At 62.7% G+C, this 15,868-nt stretch carries 16 protein-coding genes and 1 tRNA gene; 1 reads left to right on the forward strand and 16 read right to left on the reverse strand.

What is annotated here, in order from left to right; all coding sequences use genetic code 11:
- Nucleotides 1-29: 29 nt before the first annotated feature.
- The 16 genes from HLH45_RS17785 to tpiA form a co-directional block, all read right to left on the reverse strand.
- Nucleotides 30-1,532 carry an NADH-quinone oxidoreductase subunit M gene (locus tag HLH45_RS17785; RefSeq protein ID WP_014090522.1) on the reverse strand — a complete coding sequence of 501 codons (1,503 nt, stop codon included), beginning with the start codon at nucleotides 1,530-1,532 and terminating at the stop codon, nucleotides 30-32.
- 20 nt (nucleotides 1,533-1,552) lie between these two features.
- Nucleotides 1,553-3,712 carry an NADH-quinone oxidoreductase subunit L gene (nuoL, locus tag HLH45_RS17790; RefSeq protein WP_008570974.1) on the reverse strand — a complete coding sequence of 720 codons (2,160 nt, stop codon included), beginning with the start codon at nucleotides 3,710-3,712 and terminating at the stop codon, nucleotides 1,553-1,555.
- 7 nt (nucleotides 3,713-3,719) lie between these two features.
- Complete coding sequence (gene nuoK / locus HLH45_RS17795) at nucleotides 3,720-4,025, reverse strand: NADH-quinone oxidoreductase subunit NuoK (RefSeq protein ID WP_005914274.1); 306 nt, start codon at nucleotides 4,023-4,025, stop codon at nucleotides 3,720-3,722.
- Complete coding sequence (locus HLH45_RS17800) at nucleotides 4,022-4,684, reverse strand: NADH-quinone oxidoreductase subunit J (protein ID WP_008570973.1); 663 nt, start codon at nucleotides 4,682-4,684, stop codon at nucleotides 4,022-4,024. Before HLH45_RS17800 ends, nuoK begins: the two co-directional genes overlap by 4 nt.
- 4 nt (nucleotides 4,685-4,688) lie before the next feature.
- On the reverse strand, nucleotides 4,689-5,177 hold the full coding sequence (nuoI, locus tag HLH45_RS17805) for an NADH-quinone oxidoreductase subunit NuoI (RefSeq protein WP_003485557.1): 489 nt from the start codon (nucleotides 5,175-5,177) through the stop codon (nucleotides 4,689-4,691).
- Between the two features lie 3 nt (nucleotides 5,178-5,180).
- The gene (gene nuoH, locus HLH45_RS17810) at nucleotides 5,181-6,272 is read right to left on the reverse strand and encodes an NADH-quinone oxidoreductase subunit NuoH (protein ID WP_008570972.1); all 1,092 of its coding nucleotides are present in this window, start codon (nucleotides 6,270-6,272) and stop codon (nucleotides 5,181-5,183) included.
- On the reverse strand, nucleotides 6,269-8,503 hold the full coding sequence (gene nuoG, locus HLH45_RS17815) for an NADH-quinone oxidoreductase subunit NuoG (RefSeq protein ID WP_033478364.1): 2,235 nt from the start codon (nucleotides 8,501-8,503) through the stop codon (nucleotides 6,269-6,271). Before nuoG ends, nuoH begins: the two co-directional genes overlap by 4 nt.
- Nucleotides 8,500-9,834 carry an NADH-quinone oxidoreductase subunit NuoF gene (gene nuoF, locus HLH45_RS17820; protein ID WP_003485551.1) on the reverse strand — a complete coding sequence of 445 codons (1,335 nt, stop codon included), beginning with the start codon at nucleotides 9,832-9,834 and terminating at the stop codon, nucleotides 8,500-8,502. Before nuoF ends, nuoG begins: the two co-directional genes overlap by 4 nt.
- 3 nt (nucleotides 9,835-9,837) lie before the next feature.
- Nucleotides 9,838-10,365 carry an NADH-quinone oxidoreductase subunit NuoE gene (nuoE, locus tag HLH45_RS17825; protein ID WP_003485548.1) on the reverse strand — a complete coding sequence of 176 codons (528 nt, stop codon included), beginning with the start codon at nucleotides 10,363-10,365 and terminating at the stop codon, nucleotides 9,838-9,840.
- Nucleotides 10,362-11,669: an NADH-quinone oxidoreductase subunit D gene (locus tag HLH45_RS17830; protein WP_008570969.1), complete on the reverse strand. Its 1,308-nt coding sequence runs from the start codon at nucleotides 11,667-11,669 to the stop codon at nucleotides 10,362-10,364. The genes nuoE and HLH45_RS17830 overlap by 4 nt, the downstream gene beginning before the upstream one ends.
- Nucleotides 11,666-12,418, reverse strand: coding sequence for an NADH-quinone oxidoreductase subunit C (locus tag HLH45_RS17835; protein WP_008570968.1), 753 nt, complete (start codon nucleotides 12,416-12,418; stop codon nucleotides 11,666-11,668). Before HLH45_RS17835 ends, HLH45_RS17830 begins: the two co-directional genes overlap by 4 nt.
- A 36-nt stretch (nucleotides 12,419-12,454) precedes the next feature.
- Nucleotides 12,455-13,009, reverse strand: coding sequence for a NuoB/complex I 20 kDa subunit family protein (locus tag HLH45_RS17840; protein WP_005914280.1), 555 nt, complete (start codon nucleotides 13,007-13,009; stop codon nucleotides 12,455-12,457).
- Complete coding sequence (locus HLH45_RS17845; RefSeq protein ID WP_003485539.1) at nucleotides 13,000-13,356, reverse strand: NADH-quinone oxidoreductase subunit A; 357 nt, start codon at nucleotides 13,354-13,356, stop codon at nucleotides 13,000-13,002. Before HLH45_RS17845 ends, HLH45_RS17840 begins: the two co-directional genes overlap by 10 nt.
- Before the next feature lie 102 nt (nucleotides 13,357-13,458).
- Nucleotides 13,459-13,543 (reverse strand) — tRNA-Leu (locus tag HLH45_RS17850).
- Between the two features lie 49 nt (nucleotides 13,544-13,592).
- Nucleotides 13,593-14,066, reverse strand: coding sequence for a preprotein translocase subunit SecG (secG, locus tag HLH45_RS17855; protein WP_008570967.1), 474 nt, complete (start codon nucleotides 14,064-14,066; stop codon nucleotides 13,593-13,595).
- Nucleotides 14,067-14,099: 33 nt separating this feature from the next.
- Nucleotides 14,100-14,855, reverse strand: coding sequence for a triose-phosphate isomerase (tpiA, locus tag HLH45_RS17860; protein ID WP_008570966.1), 756 nt, complete (start codon nucleotides 14,853-14,855; stop codon nucleotides 14,100-14,102).
- A 112-nt stretch (nucleotides 14,856-14,967) separates the two neighbouring features.
- Between tpiA and HLH45_RS17865 the strand changes: the two genes are divergently transcribed.
- On the forward strand, nucleotides 14,968-15,768 hold the full coding sequence (locus HLH45_RS17865; RefSeq protein WP_008570965.1) for an SDR family NAD(P)-dependent oxidoreductase: 801 nt from the start codon (nucleotides 14,968-14,970) through the stop codon (nucleotides 15,766-15,768).
- Nucleotides 15,769-15,868 lie beyond the last annotated feature (100 nt).

Genomic DNA, 15,868 nt, shown 5'->3' on the forward strand with positions numbered 1-15,868 from the left:
TCCTGGAAATCAAAACGTACGGCAAGCGGTCAGAGCTTGGTCGCGGCAATCTGGGTCGCCAGCTTGGCGATCGACGGTTCCATCAGATCGGTCAGCGGCTTCGGGTACAGGCCAAGGGCCAGCACGCCAGCGGCGAACACCCCCAGCACGAATGCTTCGCGGCCATTGATGTCTTTCAGCTCGGCCACGTGTGCGTTGGCCACTTCGCCGAAGAACACGCGCTTGTACAGCCACAGCGTGTACGCAGCGGTGATCACCAGCGTGGTGGCGGCGCCAAAGGCAACCAACGGATGTTTCTGGAAGCTGGCCAGGATGACCATGAACTCGCCGACGAAACCACTGGTTCCCGGCAGGCCGGCATTGGCCATGAAGAACAACATGGAGAAGGTGGCGAACCAGGGCATCACGTTGACCACGCCGCCGTAATCGGCGATGCGACGGGTATGCATGCGGTCGTAGAGCACGCCGATGCACGAGAACATCGCGCCGGACACGAAACCGTGCGAGATCATCTGCACCATCGCGCCCTGCAGGCCCAGACGCGCAGCGTCAGTGCTGCCGTACTCGCGTACCAGGGTGAAGGCGATAAAGGTACCGAGCGTGACGAAACCCATGTGCGCGATGGACGAATACGCCACCAGCTTCTTCATGTCGTCCTGCACCAAGGCCACCAAGCCGACATAGATCACCGCAATCAGCGACAGCGTGATGACCAGCCAGGCGAACTCATGGCTCGCGTCGGGCACGATCGGCAGGTTGAAGCGCAGGAAGCCGTAGCCGCCGATCTTCAACGCAATCGCCGCCAGGATCACCGAACCGGCGGTCGGCGCCTCGACGTGCGCGTCCGGCAACCAGGTGTGCACCGGGAACATCGGCACCTTGACCGCAAAGGCGATCAGGAATGCGAAGAAGATCCAGGTCTGTTCCTTGGCGGTCAGCTGCAGCGCATACAGGTCGGCGAGCTGGAAGCTGCCGCCCTTCAGATACAGATACACCAGGCCCACCAACATCAGCACCGAGCCGAGGAAGGTATAGAGGAAGAACTTCATCGCCGCGTAGATGCGCCGCGGGCCGCCCCAGACGCCGATGATCAGGAACATCGGGATCAGCATGGCTTCGAAGAATACGTAGAACAACATCGCGTCGGTGGCGGCGAAGATGCCGACCGTGACGCCTTCCAGAATCAGGAAGGCAGCGACGTACTGATTGACGCGCTTGTCGATCGAGCGCCAGGCTCCGATCAGGGCCAGCACCGTCACCAGCGTGGTCAGCACGATCAACGCGACCGCGATGCCATCCACGCCCAGGTTGTAGCCGATGTTGTAGGCCGGGATCCAGGCATGCAGTTCGATGAACTGCATGGCGTCATTGGCAGTGTCGTAGCCCAGCAGCGGCAGACTCAGCGCAAAGGTCGCCACCGCTACCGCCAGGGACGCCCAGCGGGCAGTCTCGGCGTTGCGCAACGCAAGGATCAGGGCGCCGCCGATAATCGGCAGCCAGATCAAGATAGACAGTAAAGGCCAGTTCGACACGTTTTCTTATTCCGTACAGTTCAACGCCAGAAATGCATCAGTACCGCCAACAAGGCGATCAAACCGATGATCATTGCGAAGGCGTAGTGATAGAGGAAACCGGATTGCGTGCGACGCAGCAGATTTGCAGCCAGGTCGATCAGTCGGGCAGAACCGTTGACAACAGCGCCGTCGACCACATGGGTATCGACTGCACGTGACGCCTTGCCAAGAACAACGCCACCACCGGCGAAGCCATTGATCCAGAGCTTGTCGAAGCCGTACTTGTTTTCCAGCAACCACACGATCGGCGCGAATGTCTTGCGCGACTTTGTGGCCAGTTCCGGCTTCCACAGGTAGAACAGGGAAGCCAGCAGCAGGCCGGCAATCGTCAGGAAGAACGGAGCGGCCATCATGCCGTGCAGTGCGAAAGCAACCGGGCCGTGGAACTCTTCGGCCAATGCACCAACGGTATCGCGTGCCGGATCGTAGAAATCGACGATGCCAGTGAAGAACGAAACTGCCTGGCCCTGCATAGCGTGTGCTGCATGGTGGCCCTGCCAGTCGGTTCCGAACAACATCGGACCGATCGTGAAGAAGCCGATCGCGATCGAGGGGATTGCTAACAAGACCAACGGCAGTGTTACCACCCACTTGGACTCATGCGGCTCGTGGGCACCATGGTGACCATGTCCATGATCGTCGTGGCCATGCGTGTCGTGGCCATGCGCATCGTGCGAGTGAACCTGCGCTTCGGCATCGGTATGCGCGCTGTCGTGATGCGAATGCGCGTCGTGCGCATGGGCGTCGCGGAACCGCTCCTTGCCGTGGAAGGTCAGGAACAGCAGACGGAAGCTGTAGAAACTGGTCACCAATACGCCGCCAAGCACAGCCCAGTAGCCATAGGTTGCGATCCAGCCATGCGACTCATGCGCATGATGCGCAGCGGCCTCGATAATGGTGTCCTTCGAGTAGAAGCCGGAGAAGAACGGCGTACCAACCAAGGCCAATGTACCGATCACGCTGGTCCAGTAGGTCACCTTCATGTACTTGCGCAGGCCACCCATCTTGCGCATGTCCTGCTCGTGGTGCATGCCGATGATTACCGAGCCGGCCGCCAGGAACAGCAGCGCCTTGAAGAAGGCATGGGTCATCAGGTGGAACACGGCTGCCGAATAGGCCGACACGCCCAATGCCACGGTCATGTAACCCAGCTGCGACAGCGTGGAGTACGCCACCACGCGCTTGATGTCGTTCTGCACGATACCGATCAGGCCGGTGAAGAAGGCTGTGGTCGCACCGATGAACAGGATGAAGTTCAGCGCTGTTTCCGACAGCTCGAACAGCGGCGACATACGCGCCACCATGAAGATGCCGGCGGTCACCATCGTTGCGGCGTGGATCAGCGCCGAGATCGGTGTCGGGCCTTCCATCGAGTCCGGCAGCCACACGTGCAACGGCACCTGGGCCGACTTGCCCATCGCACCGATAAACAGGCAGATGCAGATCAGCGTCATCACGCTCCATTCGTGACCCGCGAACAGCTGCACCTTGGCGCCGGCCATGGTGGTCGCGTTGGCGAACACGGTGGAGTAATCCAACGAGCCGAACCACAACAGGACGCCGGCGATACCGAGGATGAAGCCAAAGTCGCCGACGCGGTTGACCAGGAACGCCTTCATGTTGGCGAACACGGCAGTCGGGCGCTTGAACCAGAAACCGATCAGCAGGTACGACACCAGGCCCACCGCTTCCCAGCCGAAGAACAGCTGCAGGAAGTTGTTGCTCATCACCAGCGTAAGCATGGAGAAGGTGAACAACGAGATGTAGCTGAAGAAGCGCTGGTAACCCGGGTCCTCTTCCATGTAGCCGATGGTGTAGATGTGCACCAACAGCGACACGAAGGTCACCACCACCATCATCATCGCAGTCAGGCGGTCGACCATGAAGCCGACATGTGCCGAGTAGTTGCCGACATCAAAGAATGTGTAGAGGTTCTGGTTGAACGGGCTGGCGCCCTGCTCCACCAGCTGATACAGCGTCAGGCACGACAGCACGCAGCTGACCGCAACACCGAGGATGGTGACGTACTGCGCGCCCTTGCGCCCGACCTGGCGCCCGAACAGGCCGGCGATGATGCTGCCGACCAGCGGTGCAAGCACCACTGCGATCAACAGACTCTTGGAGAGAGTGATTTCCATCTACAGGTCAGCCCTTCAACGTATCGACTTCGGCCACATTGATCGTGCGGCGCGTGCGGAACAGAGTCACCAGGATCGCAAGGCCGATTGCAGCCTCCGCAGCGGCAACCGTCAGAATGAAGAACACGAACAACTGACCGGCGGTATCGCCAAGCTCGCGCGAGAAAGCGATGAAGTTGACGTTGACCGACAGCAACATCAACTCGATCGACATCAGCAGCACGATGACGTTCTTGCGGTTGAGGAAGATGCCGGCCAGCGAGATGCAGAACAGCACCGCGCCCAGTCCAAGCAGGTGGCCCAAGGTAATCAAGACTTCGCCTCCTGTCCGTCGGCCGCGTCGATTTGCGGCGCAACCTGTACCGGCTTTTCAACCGCCATTTTGACCATGCGCAGACGGTCGCCCGCCTTGACCCGGGACTGCTCGCCGGCATTCTGCAACTTGATGCCAGTGCGCTTGCGCAGGGTCAGCATCACTGCAGCCACCACCGCCACCGTCAGGATCACCGCGGCAAATTCGAAAGGCAGCAGAAATTCGGTGTACAGGCTCTTGGCCAACCAGGTCAGGTTTGAACTGTCAGCCGCTTGCGCAGCTGCGTTGTCTGCCGGGAACGGCGTGGCGCTGCGCGCCTTGACACCGATCAACGTGACCATCTGCGCGAGCATGGCCACCGCCACGATGACGCCGAGCGGCATGTACTTGACCCACCCCTCGCGCAAGCGGCTGGTATCGATGTCCAGCATCATCACCACAAAGAGGAACAGCACCATCACCGCGCCGACATAGACCAGCACCAGCGTCACGCCGAGGAATTCAGCCCCGACCAGCAGCCAGATGCATGCCATCGAGAAGAACGTGAGGATCAGGCACAACACGGCGTATACCGGGTTGCGCACGCTGATCACCGCACCGGCGGACACGACCGCGACGGCGGAGAAGGCGTAGAAAGCAAGAGTGACCCAGTCCATCATGACCTCAACGGAAGGCGGCATCGGCAGCGCGACGCTCGGCGATCTCGGTCTCTAACCGGTCTCCGATCGCCAGCAGCTGCGGCTTGTTGACAATGTTTTCGCCACGCTTCTCGAAGTGGTACTCGAGGATGTGCGTTTCGACGATCGAGTCCACCGGGCAGCTTTCTTCACAGAAGCCGCAGAAGATGCACTTGAACAGGTCGATGTCGTAGCGCGTGGTGCGGCGGGTGCCGTCTTCGCGCTTGGCCGAGTCGATGGTGATCGCCAGCGCCGGGCACACCGCTTCGCACAGCTTGCAGGCGATGCAACGCTCTTCGCCGTTGGGATAACGGCGCAGCGCATGCAGGCCGCGAAAGCGCGGCGACTGCGGGAACTTCTCCATCGGATACAGCACGGTGTACTTGGGCTTGAACGTGTATTTCAACGTCAGCCACAAGCCGCCGAGCAGCTCGAGCAGCAGCAAGCTCTTGAAGTAATGGGTGATCTTGTTCATCAATTACACGCCCTTCTGGATCACGCCGTAAAACACCATCAACGCCGTCACTGCGATCCACACGATCGTGAGCGGAATGAAGACTTTCCAGCCCAGACGCATGATCTGGTCGTAGCGGTAACGCGGGAAGCTGGCGCGGAACCAGATATAGGCGCTGGCGAAGAAGAACACCTTCATCAGCAGCCACGGCCAGCCGCCCTTCCACAACCAGTCGATCCACGGCGAAACGTCCGCATTGACCCAGCCCTGGATCGGGCTCAACCAACCGCCGAGGAAGAAGATCGAGATCAGGAAGCTGACCAGGATCATGTTGGCGTATTCGGCCAGGAAGAACAGGGCGAACGCACCGCCGGAATATTCCACCATGTGACCGGCGACGATTTCCGATTCGCCTTCCACCACGTCGAACGGCGCGCGGTTGGTTTCGGCGACGCCAGAAACCCAGTACACGATGAACAACGGGAACAGCGGAATCAGGAACCAGTCAAAGAAACCGGAGTTGCCGGCCTGCGCGAACACGATCTGGCTCAGGTTGACACTGCCGGAGGCAATCATCACACCGACGAGCGCAAAGCCCATCGCGATTTCGTAGCTGACCACCTGCGCGGCCGAACGCATCGCGCCCAGGAAGGCGTATTTCGAGTTCGATGCCCAGCCGGCCAGGATGATGCCGTACACGCCCAGCGAGGTCATCGCCAGCAGATACAGCAGGCCGACGTTGGCATTGGACAACACCAGCTTCGCATCGAATGGCACTACCGACCATGCGGCAAAAGCCGGCGCCAGTGTCAGCAGCGGTGCGATGACGAACATCGCCTTGTGCGAGCTGGTTGGCTGCACGATTTCCTTGAACAGGAGTTTGAAGACGTCGGCGAAGGCCTGGAAGATGCCCATACCCACGTACATGGGCCCATGGCGCACGTGCATCCAGCCGATCAGCTTGCGCTCCCAGACCACGTAGAACGCCACCGCCACGATCACTGGCACGGCGATCAGCAGGATCTTCAATACCGACCACAGCACCACGCCGCCATCGCCCAGCCCCAGGAACCACTGGTGCAACGGGTCGACCAGGTTCAACAACAATTCGTTCATGCAGCCACCACCGTTACACGACCGGCACCGAGCGGCGCGGTTGCGCCATGGCCGGATTCGATCCACACCGTGCCCGGTGCGACGCGCTTGTCCAGCACCACCGGCAACGTTGCCTTACCGGCATCGGTACCGACCTTGACCATCTGACCAGCCTGGACCTGCAACTGCGTCGCCTGCTCCGGATGCATCGCCACGCACGGCGCGATGTTGAGCGGATGCGACTGCAGCGCAGCGGCCCGACGCACCACCGCATCGGTGCGGTAAATCGCAGCAGTTGCAGCGACTTCCAGCCCGTTGCTGGCGGCCGCTGGTTGCGCCGACGCCGTTGGCGTCACGTTGCGGTTCTGCATGCCGGCGCGCAGGCCGATCAGGTCGATGAATTCGAAACCGGGCAGACCCAGTTCACCGCCAAGTGCACGCAGCACGCGCCAGCCCTCGCGCGCTTCGACCGGTAGGCGGCCAGCAGCACGTGCAGTCTGCACGCGGCCATCGAGATTGGTCAGCGATGCATCGATTTCCGGCAACGCACCGATCGGCAGAATCACATCGGCCACATCGCGCGTCGACGCACAGGCGAACTGGCTGAAGGCAACCACCTTGGCGCCTGCCAGCGCGCTGCGTGCAGCGGCGGCGTCGGCAAAATCCAGGCCTGGCTCGATGCCGTACAGCACGTACGCCTGACGCGGCTGGGCCAGCATGCCGGCGACATCGCGCGCGGTCGGCAGCACGCCCTGCGCCACCAGACCCACGGCATTGGCGCCTTGCGGGATGCGGCACAACGATGCGCCGGTTGCGGCAGCAAAATCGCGTGCGGCGGCACGCAACGCGGCAGCCTGCGGATGATTTTCGGCCAACGCACCGACCACGATCACGGCGCGGCTTGCAGCCTTGACCGCATCGCGCAGCGTCGCATCGCTCAGTGCACCCGCCAACTGCGACGGGGCCACCACGGTGCGGCTGGCCTGGGTGAAGGCGAAATCGAAGTCGACCGGGTTGACCGAGTGAATCTGCGTACGGTTCTGGATATGCGCCTTGCGCAGACGTGCGTGCAGCAACGGCAGCTCATGCCGCACATTGGTGCCGAACAACACCACCACGTCAGCCTGTTCGATCTCCGCCAGCGGCGTGGCAAACGCTTCGGCTACCGCAGCGTCGGAGAAATCACGGTTGAGCAAACGGTGGTCCAGGTTGCCGCTGCCCAGACCTTCGGCCAGACGCGCGAGCAATGCGCCTTCTTCGTTGGACGTGGACGGATGCACCAACACCCCGAGCTGATCGCCGGCGTTTTCGCGCAGGATCTGCGTGGCGGCGGCCAGACCTTCGGTCCAGCTCACTTCAGTCCACTGCCCGTTGACCTTCTTCAGCGGCTTGACCGCACGGTCTTCGGCATACAGGCCCTGATGCGAATAACGGTCGCGGTCGGAGAGCCAGCATTCGTTGACTGCCTCGTTCTCACGCGGCACGGTGCGCAGCACTTCGCCACGACGCACATGCAGGAACAGGTTCGAGCCCATCGCATCGTGGTAACCCAGCGATTCGCGCGCCATCAGTTCCCACGGACGCGCGCGGAACTGGAACACCTTGTTGGTCAGCGCGCCCACCGGGCAGACGTCGATGACGTTGCCGGAGATCTCGGTGGTCAGCGGCTTGCCGTCGTAGGTGCCGATCTGCAGGTTCTCGCCGCGATACATGCCGCCCAGCTCGTAGGTGCCGGCAATATCTGCGGTGAAACGCACGCAACGGGTGCACTGGATGCAGCGGGTCATCTCGGTGGCGACCAGCGGACCGATGTCCTCGTCCGGCACCACCCGCTTGCGCTCGTTGAACCGGCTGACCGAACGGCCGTAGCCCAACGAGACGTCCTGCAGTTCGCACTCGCCGCCCTGATCGCAGATCGGGCAGTCCAGCGGGTGGTTGATCAGCAGGAATTCCATCACGCTGCGCTGGTACTTCAAAGCCTTTTCGCTACGCGTGGTGACCTTCATGCCATCCATCACCGGCGTGGCGCAGGCAGGCGACGGCTTGGGCGACTTTTCGACATCGACCAGGCACATGCGGCAGTTGGCCGCGATCGGCAGCTTCTCGTGGTAGCAGAAGCGCGGAATCGGGATGCCGGCCTTGTCGGCCGCCTGGATGATCATCGAGCCCTTCGGCACGACCAGACTCTGGCCGTCGATCTCGACGGTCACATGGTCCGGTGGCACGTTCGGGTTCACTGGTTGGGCGCTCATGCAGCCACTCCGACTTGCGTATCGACGATCGAACGACCGTTGACGATGTAGTACTCGAACTCGTCCCAGAACTGGCGCAGGAAGCCTTGAATCGGCCATGCCGCCGCTTCGCCGAACGCACAGATGGTATGGCCTTCGATCTGGCCAGCGACGGTGCGCAGCTGATGCAGGTCTTCCATCGTGGCCTTGCCGGCCACGATGCGCTCCAGCACGCGGTGCATCCAGCCGGTGCCCTCGCGGCACGGGGTGCACTGGCCGCAGGATTCCTTGTGGAAGAACTGCGAGATGCGGCAGGCGAAACGCACGCAGCAGACGCTGTCGTCCAGCACCACGATGGCACCCGAACCCAGGCCGGTGCCGAGCGCACGCAAGGTGTCGTAGTCCATCTGCAGGCCAGCCACCTGGTCGGCCTTCAGCACCGGCATCGACACGCCGCCAGGCACCACGCCCTTGAGCTTGCGACCCGGGCGCAGCCCGCCGGCCATTTCCAGCAGTTCGTCGAAGGTGGTGCCGAGCGGCACCTCGAAATTGCCGCCCTTCTGCACGCAACCGGACACCGAGAAGATCTTCGGGCCGCCGTTCTTGGTCTTGCTCAACCCGAGGAACCACTCCGGGCCGTTGCGAATGATCGCCGGCACCGACGCATAGGTCTCGGTGTTGTTGATGGTGGTCGGCTTGCCGTACAGGCCGAAATTCGCGGGGAACGGCGGCTTGTAGCGCGGCTGGCCCTTCTTGCCTTCCAGCGATTCCATCAATGCGGTTTCTTCGCCGCAGATGTACGCGCCAGCGCCCAGCGCACCGTAGATGTCGATATCCACGCCGCTGCCGAGAATGTTCTTGCCTAACCAACCGTTGGCGTAGGCATCGGCCAGCGCCAGCTCGAAGTTTTCGAACGGCTCGTGGTGGAATTCGCCACGCAGGTAGTTGTAGCCCACCGTCGAGCCGGTGGCGTAGCAGGCGATCGCCATGCCCTCCACCACCGAATGCGGGTTGTAGCGCAGGATGTCGCGGTCTTTGCAGGTGCCCGGCTCGGATTCGTCCGAATTGCACAGGATGTACTTCTGCATCGTGCCCTTGGGCATGAACGACCATTTCAACCCGGTCGGAAAGCCCGCACCACCACGGCCGCGCAGGTTCGACGCCTTGACCATTTCGATAACATCGGCCGGCGGGATCTTCTCTTCGAGGATCTTGCGCAGCGCGGCGTAGCCACCGGTTTTCAGATAGCTCTCATACGACCACGGAGTGTCGTAGTGCAGGGTCGTGTAGACGACCTGATGCGGCTGCGGCGCCGGACCGACCGGGCCTGAGGGTGCGTGATGATGTGCCATGTCTTACTCCAGCCCGTCCAGCAGCGCGTCGACCTTTTCTTTCGTCAGATGCTCGTGATAGTGGCCATTGATGACCATCATCGGCGCCGCGGAGCAGGCAGCCAGGCACTCTTCTTCGCGCTTGAGGTAGACGCGACCATCGGCCGTCGACTGCCCCAGCTTGCAACCCAGCTTCTTTTCCGCGTGGGCCAGCAGATCCTCGGCGCCATTGAGCCAGCAGCTGATATTGGTGCAGAACGCCACGTTATGGCGGCCGACGCGCTCGGTCTCGAACATCGAGTAGAAGCTGGCGACCTCATAAGCCCATACCGGCGGCAGCTCCAGGTACTTGGCTACGCCCACGATCAATTCGTCGGTCAGCCAGCCCTGGTTCTGCTCCTGCGCGGCGTGCAGACCCTGCAGCACCGCCGAACGCTTGCGGTCCGGCGGGAACTTGGTCAGCCAGTGATCGATGTGCGCGCGCGTCTTGTCGCTCAGCACCACCTGCGGATCGACGTCGCGCGCCGCTTCGAAATTACCCGTCGCCTTCATCGGTCAACCTCACCGAAAACCAAATCGTAAGTACCGATCATCGCCACGACGTCGGCCAGCAAATAGCCACGCACCACCGCGTCCATCGACGACAGATGCGCAAAACCCGGCGCGCGCAGATGCACGCGGAACGGCTTGTTGGCGCCGTCGGACATCAGGTAGCAACCGAACTCGCCCTTGGGCGCTTCCACCGCGCTATAGGTTTCGCCGGCCGGCACGCAATAGCCTTCACTGAACAGCTTGAAGTGATGGATCAGCGCTTCCATGTCGTCCTTCATGCCTTCTCGGCTGGGCGGAGCGACCTTGAAATTGGTGACCATGACCGGGCCCGGGTTGGCCTTCAGCCACTTCACGCACTGTTTGATGATGCGGTTGGATTCGCGCATCTCGGCCACGCGCACCAGGTAGCGGTCATAGCAGTCGCCGTTGGTGCCGACCGGGATATCGAAATCCACCGCGTCGTACTTGGCGTAGGGCTGCTTCTTGCGCAGATCCCACTCGATGCCCGAGCCACGCAACATCGGACCGGTCATGCCCCAGGCGCGTGCCAGATCCGGGCTGATGATGCCGACGTCGACGGTACGCTGCTTCCAGATGCGGTTATCGGTCAGCAGGGTCTCGTACTCGTCCACGCGTGCCGGGAAGGTATTGGTGAACTCCTCGAGGAAGTCCAGCATGGTGCCTTCGCGACCGGCATTGCGCTTCTTCAGCGCCCCGCCCTTGTGCCAACGCGACTCCTTGTACTGCGGCATGCGATCGGGTAGATCGCGGTAGACGCCGCCGGGACGGTAGTAGGCCGCGTGCATGCGCGCGCCACTGACCGCCTCGTAGACGTCCATCAGTTCTTCGCGCTCGCGGAATGCATACAGCATCACCGCCATCGCACCCAGATCGAGCGCATTGGAACCGACCCACATCAAATGGTTCTTGATGCGGGTGATCTCGTCGAACATGGTGCGGATGTACTGCGCACGCTCGGGTGCTTCGATCCCCATCAGGGATTCGATCGCGCGCACATAGGCGTGCTCGTTGCACATCATCGAGACGTAATCCAGACGATCCATGTACGGAACCGACTGGTTGAACGGCTTGGACTCGGCCAGCTTCTCGGTGCCACGGTGCAGCAGGCCGATATGCGGATCGGCACGCACCACGGTCTCGCCATCCATTTCCAGGATCAGGCGCAACACGCCGTGCGCCGCAGGATGCTGCGGGCCGAAGTTCATCGTGTAATTGCGGATTTCCTGCTTGCTTTCGACAGGATTGCTCGCGAAGGCATCGGTTGCCTGGCGGAACTCACTCACTTGGCAGTCTCCGACTTGCCCACTTCACCAGCGGCAGTCTCATAACGGGCATCGTCGCGAATGACGCGCGGCACGCCGACGCGCGGCTCGACCGAGGTCACCGGCTCGTATACAACGCGCTTGCGCTCCTCGTCGTAACGCACTTCGACGTTGCCGATCAGCGGAAAGTCCTTGCGGAACGGGTGGCCGACGAATCCGTAGTCGGTCAGGATGCGGCGAAGGTCCGGGTGCCCATCGAACACGATGCCGAACAGGTCGAACGCCTCGCGCTCGAACCAGTTCACGCCCGGCCAGATATCGGTCAACGACGCCACCACCGGCACCTGCTCGTCCGGTGCGTAGCAACGCACGCGCAGACGCTGGTTGTGCTGGTAGGAAATCAGCTGTGCGACCACCGCAAAACGTTGCTTGGGCAGCTGCTGCGGCTGCGCGCCGGAAGAGCTTTCCTGGCTGGGGAATTCGCCCCAGGCGAAACGGCCGACGGCCTTGCCTTCGACGCCGCGACTGAAGCCCTGCGACGACACGTCGGCGGTATCCCACTCGTCGCTGCCGTAGCCCAGGTAATCGACGCCACACAGGTCGCTGAGCTGTTCGAAACCGAGCTCGTCACGCAGTGCAAGACAGGTGGCGTGCCAATCGGCGGCCGCGACTTCCAGCGTCACTTCGCCGCGCGGCAATGCCACGGCAATCTGCGCACCGGCGAAACGTGCCGCAAGTCGGTCAGTGAAGGAGGATGCTTGCTCTGCCATGGGGGCTTGGCTGCTCTCGGTAGAAGAAGACGGGTGTCAGCGCGCGATCGTCTGGGTACGCCAGATCTTCTTCTGCAGCTGCAAGATGCCGTAGACCAGCGCCTCGGCGGTCGGCGGGCAGCCCGGGACGTAGATGTCCACCGGCACGATGCGGTCGCAACCGCGCACCACCGAATACGAATAGTGATAGTAGCCGCCGCCGTTGGCGCAGCTGCCCATCGAGATGACCCACTTCGGATCGGGCATCTGGTCGTAGACCTTGCGCAGCGCCGGGGCCATCTTGTTGACCAGGGTACCGGCCACGATCATCACGTCGGACTGGCGCGGCGACGGGCGGAACACCACGCCGTAGCGGTCCAGATCCAGGCGCGAGGCGCCCGCATGCATCATCTCGACCGCACAGCAGGCCAGACCGAAGGTCATCGGCCACATCGAGCCGGTGCGCGCCCAGTTCAGCAGCGCATCGACGCTGGTGGTCACGTAGCCCTTTTCGAGCAACGGGTTTTCGCCTTCCGGGCGCAGGATGTCTTCCACCCGGCCTTCCGGCATCGGGTTGGTCATCAGACTATCCAGGGTCTGAATCACTCCCATTCCAGCGCTCCCTTCTTCCACACGTAGATAAAGCCGAGGAACAACATGCCGACGAACAGCCCCATGGTGACCAGCGAACGGGCGCCGATCTCCATGAACACCTGCGTCCACGGCACGATGAAGATGATTTCCAGATCGAACACGATGAACTGGATCGCGATCAGGTAGTAGCGCACATCGAACTTCATGCGCGCGTCTTCGAAGGCTTCGAAGCCGCACTCGTAAGGCGAGAGCTTGCGCGGGTCCGGGCTACGCGGACCGAGGAATCGACCGACCAACATCAGCACGATGCCGATACCGGTGGCGACGATCAGAAACAGCAGACTCGGCAAATATTCGGCCAGCACAGCGATTCTCTCTTGCCTCTGCCCGCACGCGCCGCGTGCCGGCATGGGGTATAGGCAGACCCCGCGCGCGACAAGCGATGCGCAGGAACTGCAGCCAAACAATGGTGCCCAAGAGGGGACTCGAACCCCTACGACCTAAGTCGCTACCACCTCAAGGTAGTGCGTCTACCAATTCCGCCACCTGGGCATACGTTGCGCCGCTGGGCATCCCAGTGCGCAGCGTATTGTAACCGGCTTCAGCGTTTTTGTGCTGGTTCTGAAGCGTTTTCTTCGCTTACTGCAGGCGCCGGCTGCGCCGGTGCGGACTGCGCAGGCGCCACTGCCGGGGCGGCGGCCGGAGCCGGCTGCGACGGAGCGGTCGGCACCGCACCTGCGGCCGGGGCCTGCGGCAACGGCTGGGTGAGCTCGCCGGCGGCGGCCGGAGCCGGGGTTGCCGACTGCGACATCACACCCAGGTTCTGATCCGTAGGACGTGCGCCGTGCGTGGCGTACCACGCCATGAACAGGCTGATGCTGAAGAACACCACCGCCAGCCACTTGGTCGACTTGGACAGGAAGTTCGACGCACCCTGCGAACCGAACACGGTGCCGGACGCGCCGGCGCCGAAGCCGGAGCCGGCCGCCGCACCTGCGCCACGCTGCATCAGGATCAGCGCAATCATCGCCAGGGCGACCAGCACGTAGACCACATTGAGGATCAACATCAGCATTTCGAAATCCGTCCCCGGACAAAACTTAATGGGTTAGCACGCGGCCGCCGCGCGTGCGATGGCCAGGAAATCTTCGGCGACCAGTGACGCGCCTCCGACCAGCCCGCCATCGACGTCAGGCTGCGCGAACAGCTCGCCGGCGTTGTCGGGCTTGACACTGCCCCCGTACAGGATGGGCAACGAATCGGCGATTCTAGCATCCGCCTTCGCGACTTCGCCACGCAGGAAGGCGTGTACGGCCTGCGCCTGCTCCGGGGTCGCAGTGCGGCCGGTGCCAATGGCCCAGATCGGTTCGTAGGCCAGCACCGCGCCTGCGAAACCGGCGCTGCCGACCAGCGCCAGGACCGGGTCGAGCTGGGCACGTAGGATTGCCTCGGTCTGACCGGCTTCACGCTGTTCCAGCGATTCGCCCACGCACAGCACTGGAATCAGTCCAGCATGGATGGCGGCGGCAAACTTGCGTGCCACCAGCTCGCTGCTCTCATGGTGATACTGGCGGCGCTCGGAGTGGCCGACCAGCCCGTAGCCGGCACCGACATCGACCAGCATGGAGGCCGAGACCTCGCCGGTGTAGGCGCCCTTCTCATTACTACTGACGTCCTGGGCTCCGAACGACAGGTGATGGGCCTCGAAATCCTCGATCAGGTCGCCGAGGTAAGGCAGTGGCGGCAGGATGACGACTTCGACACCCTCCAGGGGCATGTGCGCGGCCACCTTGGCCACCAGTTCGGTGGCGAAGGCGCGGCTGCCATGCAGCTTCCAATTTCCGGCAACGATCTTTCGACGCATCAGGCGCAGGTTCCTGAGTTGAAGACAGGCGACAGAATAGCCCAAGGGCTGGCAGCAACCGGCACACTTCTGTCCGCCAGATGTCCTTCCCCTCCCCTTACAGGAACCTGCCATGTCCGTTTCGCCTGTCTTCGCCTTGATCACCGGCGCCTCCAGCGGCATTGGCCGCGAGATTGCGCGCGCATACGCCAGGCGCGGCGTGCCGTTGATCCTGACCGCACGACGGGTGGACCGGCTGCAGGCATTGGCCGAGGAATTGCGCAGCACGGTTCGGGTGGAAGTGCTGCCGGCCGATCTGGCCGACCCTGCCGCGGCCGAGGCGCTGGCAACGCAGATCCAGCGCAACGGCTGGACCGTGGGCACACTGGTCAACAATGCCGGTTACGGCGTGCCGGGCCGCTACCTGCATCACGACTGGGCCACGCATGCGCGCTTCCTGCAGGTGATGGTGGGCGCGGTGTGCGAACTGACCTGGCGACTGCTGCCGATGATCCGTGCCAGCGGCCAGGGCCGCATTCTCAACGTGGCCTCCTTCGCCGCACTGACGCCCAGCGCCGATGGGCAGACCCTGTATGCGGCCAGCAAGAGCTTCATGCTGCGCTTCAGCGAATCGCTGGCGCTGGAAAACGCCGATTGCGCGGTCAAGGTCTGCGCGCTGTGTCCGGGCTTTGCCTGGTCCGAATTCCACGACGTGACCGGCACCCGCGAGGCGATGTCCACCCTGCCCGCCTGGGCCTGGCTGCAGGCCGATGCAGTGGCCGAATATGGAATCGCCGCACTGGAGCGCGGCCAGGTGCTGGCGGTACCGGGCTGGCGCTATCGGCTGGTCAACGCAGCACTGCGGCTGTTGCCGCATGCGTTTGCCCTACGCCTGATGGCGCGCGGCTCGCATCGGGTGCGGCCGCTGGAATGATGCATCGGCAGGCTGCGTGTGCGGGCCATATCGCCTGTGCTCGGCAGCGCTTCGTGCCCGCCTTCGACCCGGGCGACCGGAGGGCTTGCGACGACCACGC

The organism is Xanthomonas euvesicatoria (assembly GCF_013112235.1).
In the GTDB taxonomy this organism is placed as follows: Bacteria; Pseudomonadota; Gammaproteobacteria; order Xanthomonadales; family Xanthomonadaceae; genus Xanthomonas; species Xanthomonas euvesicatoria.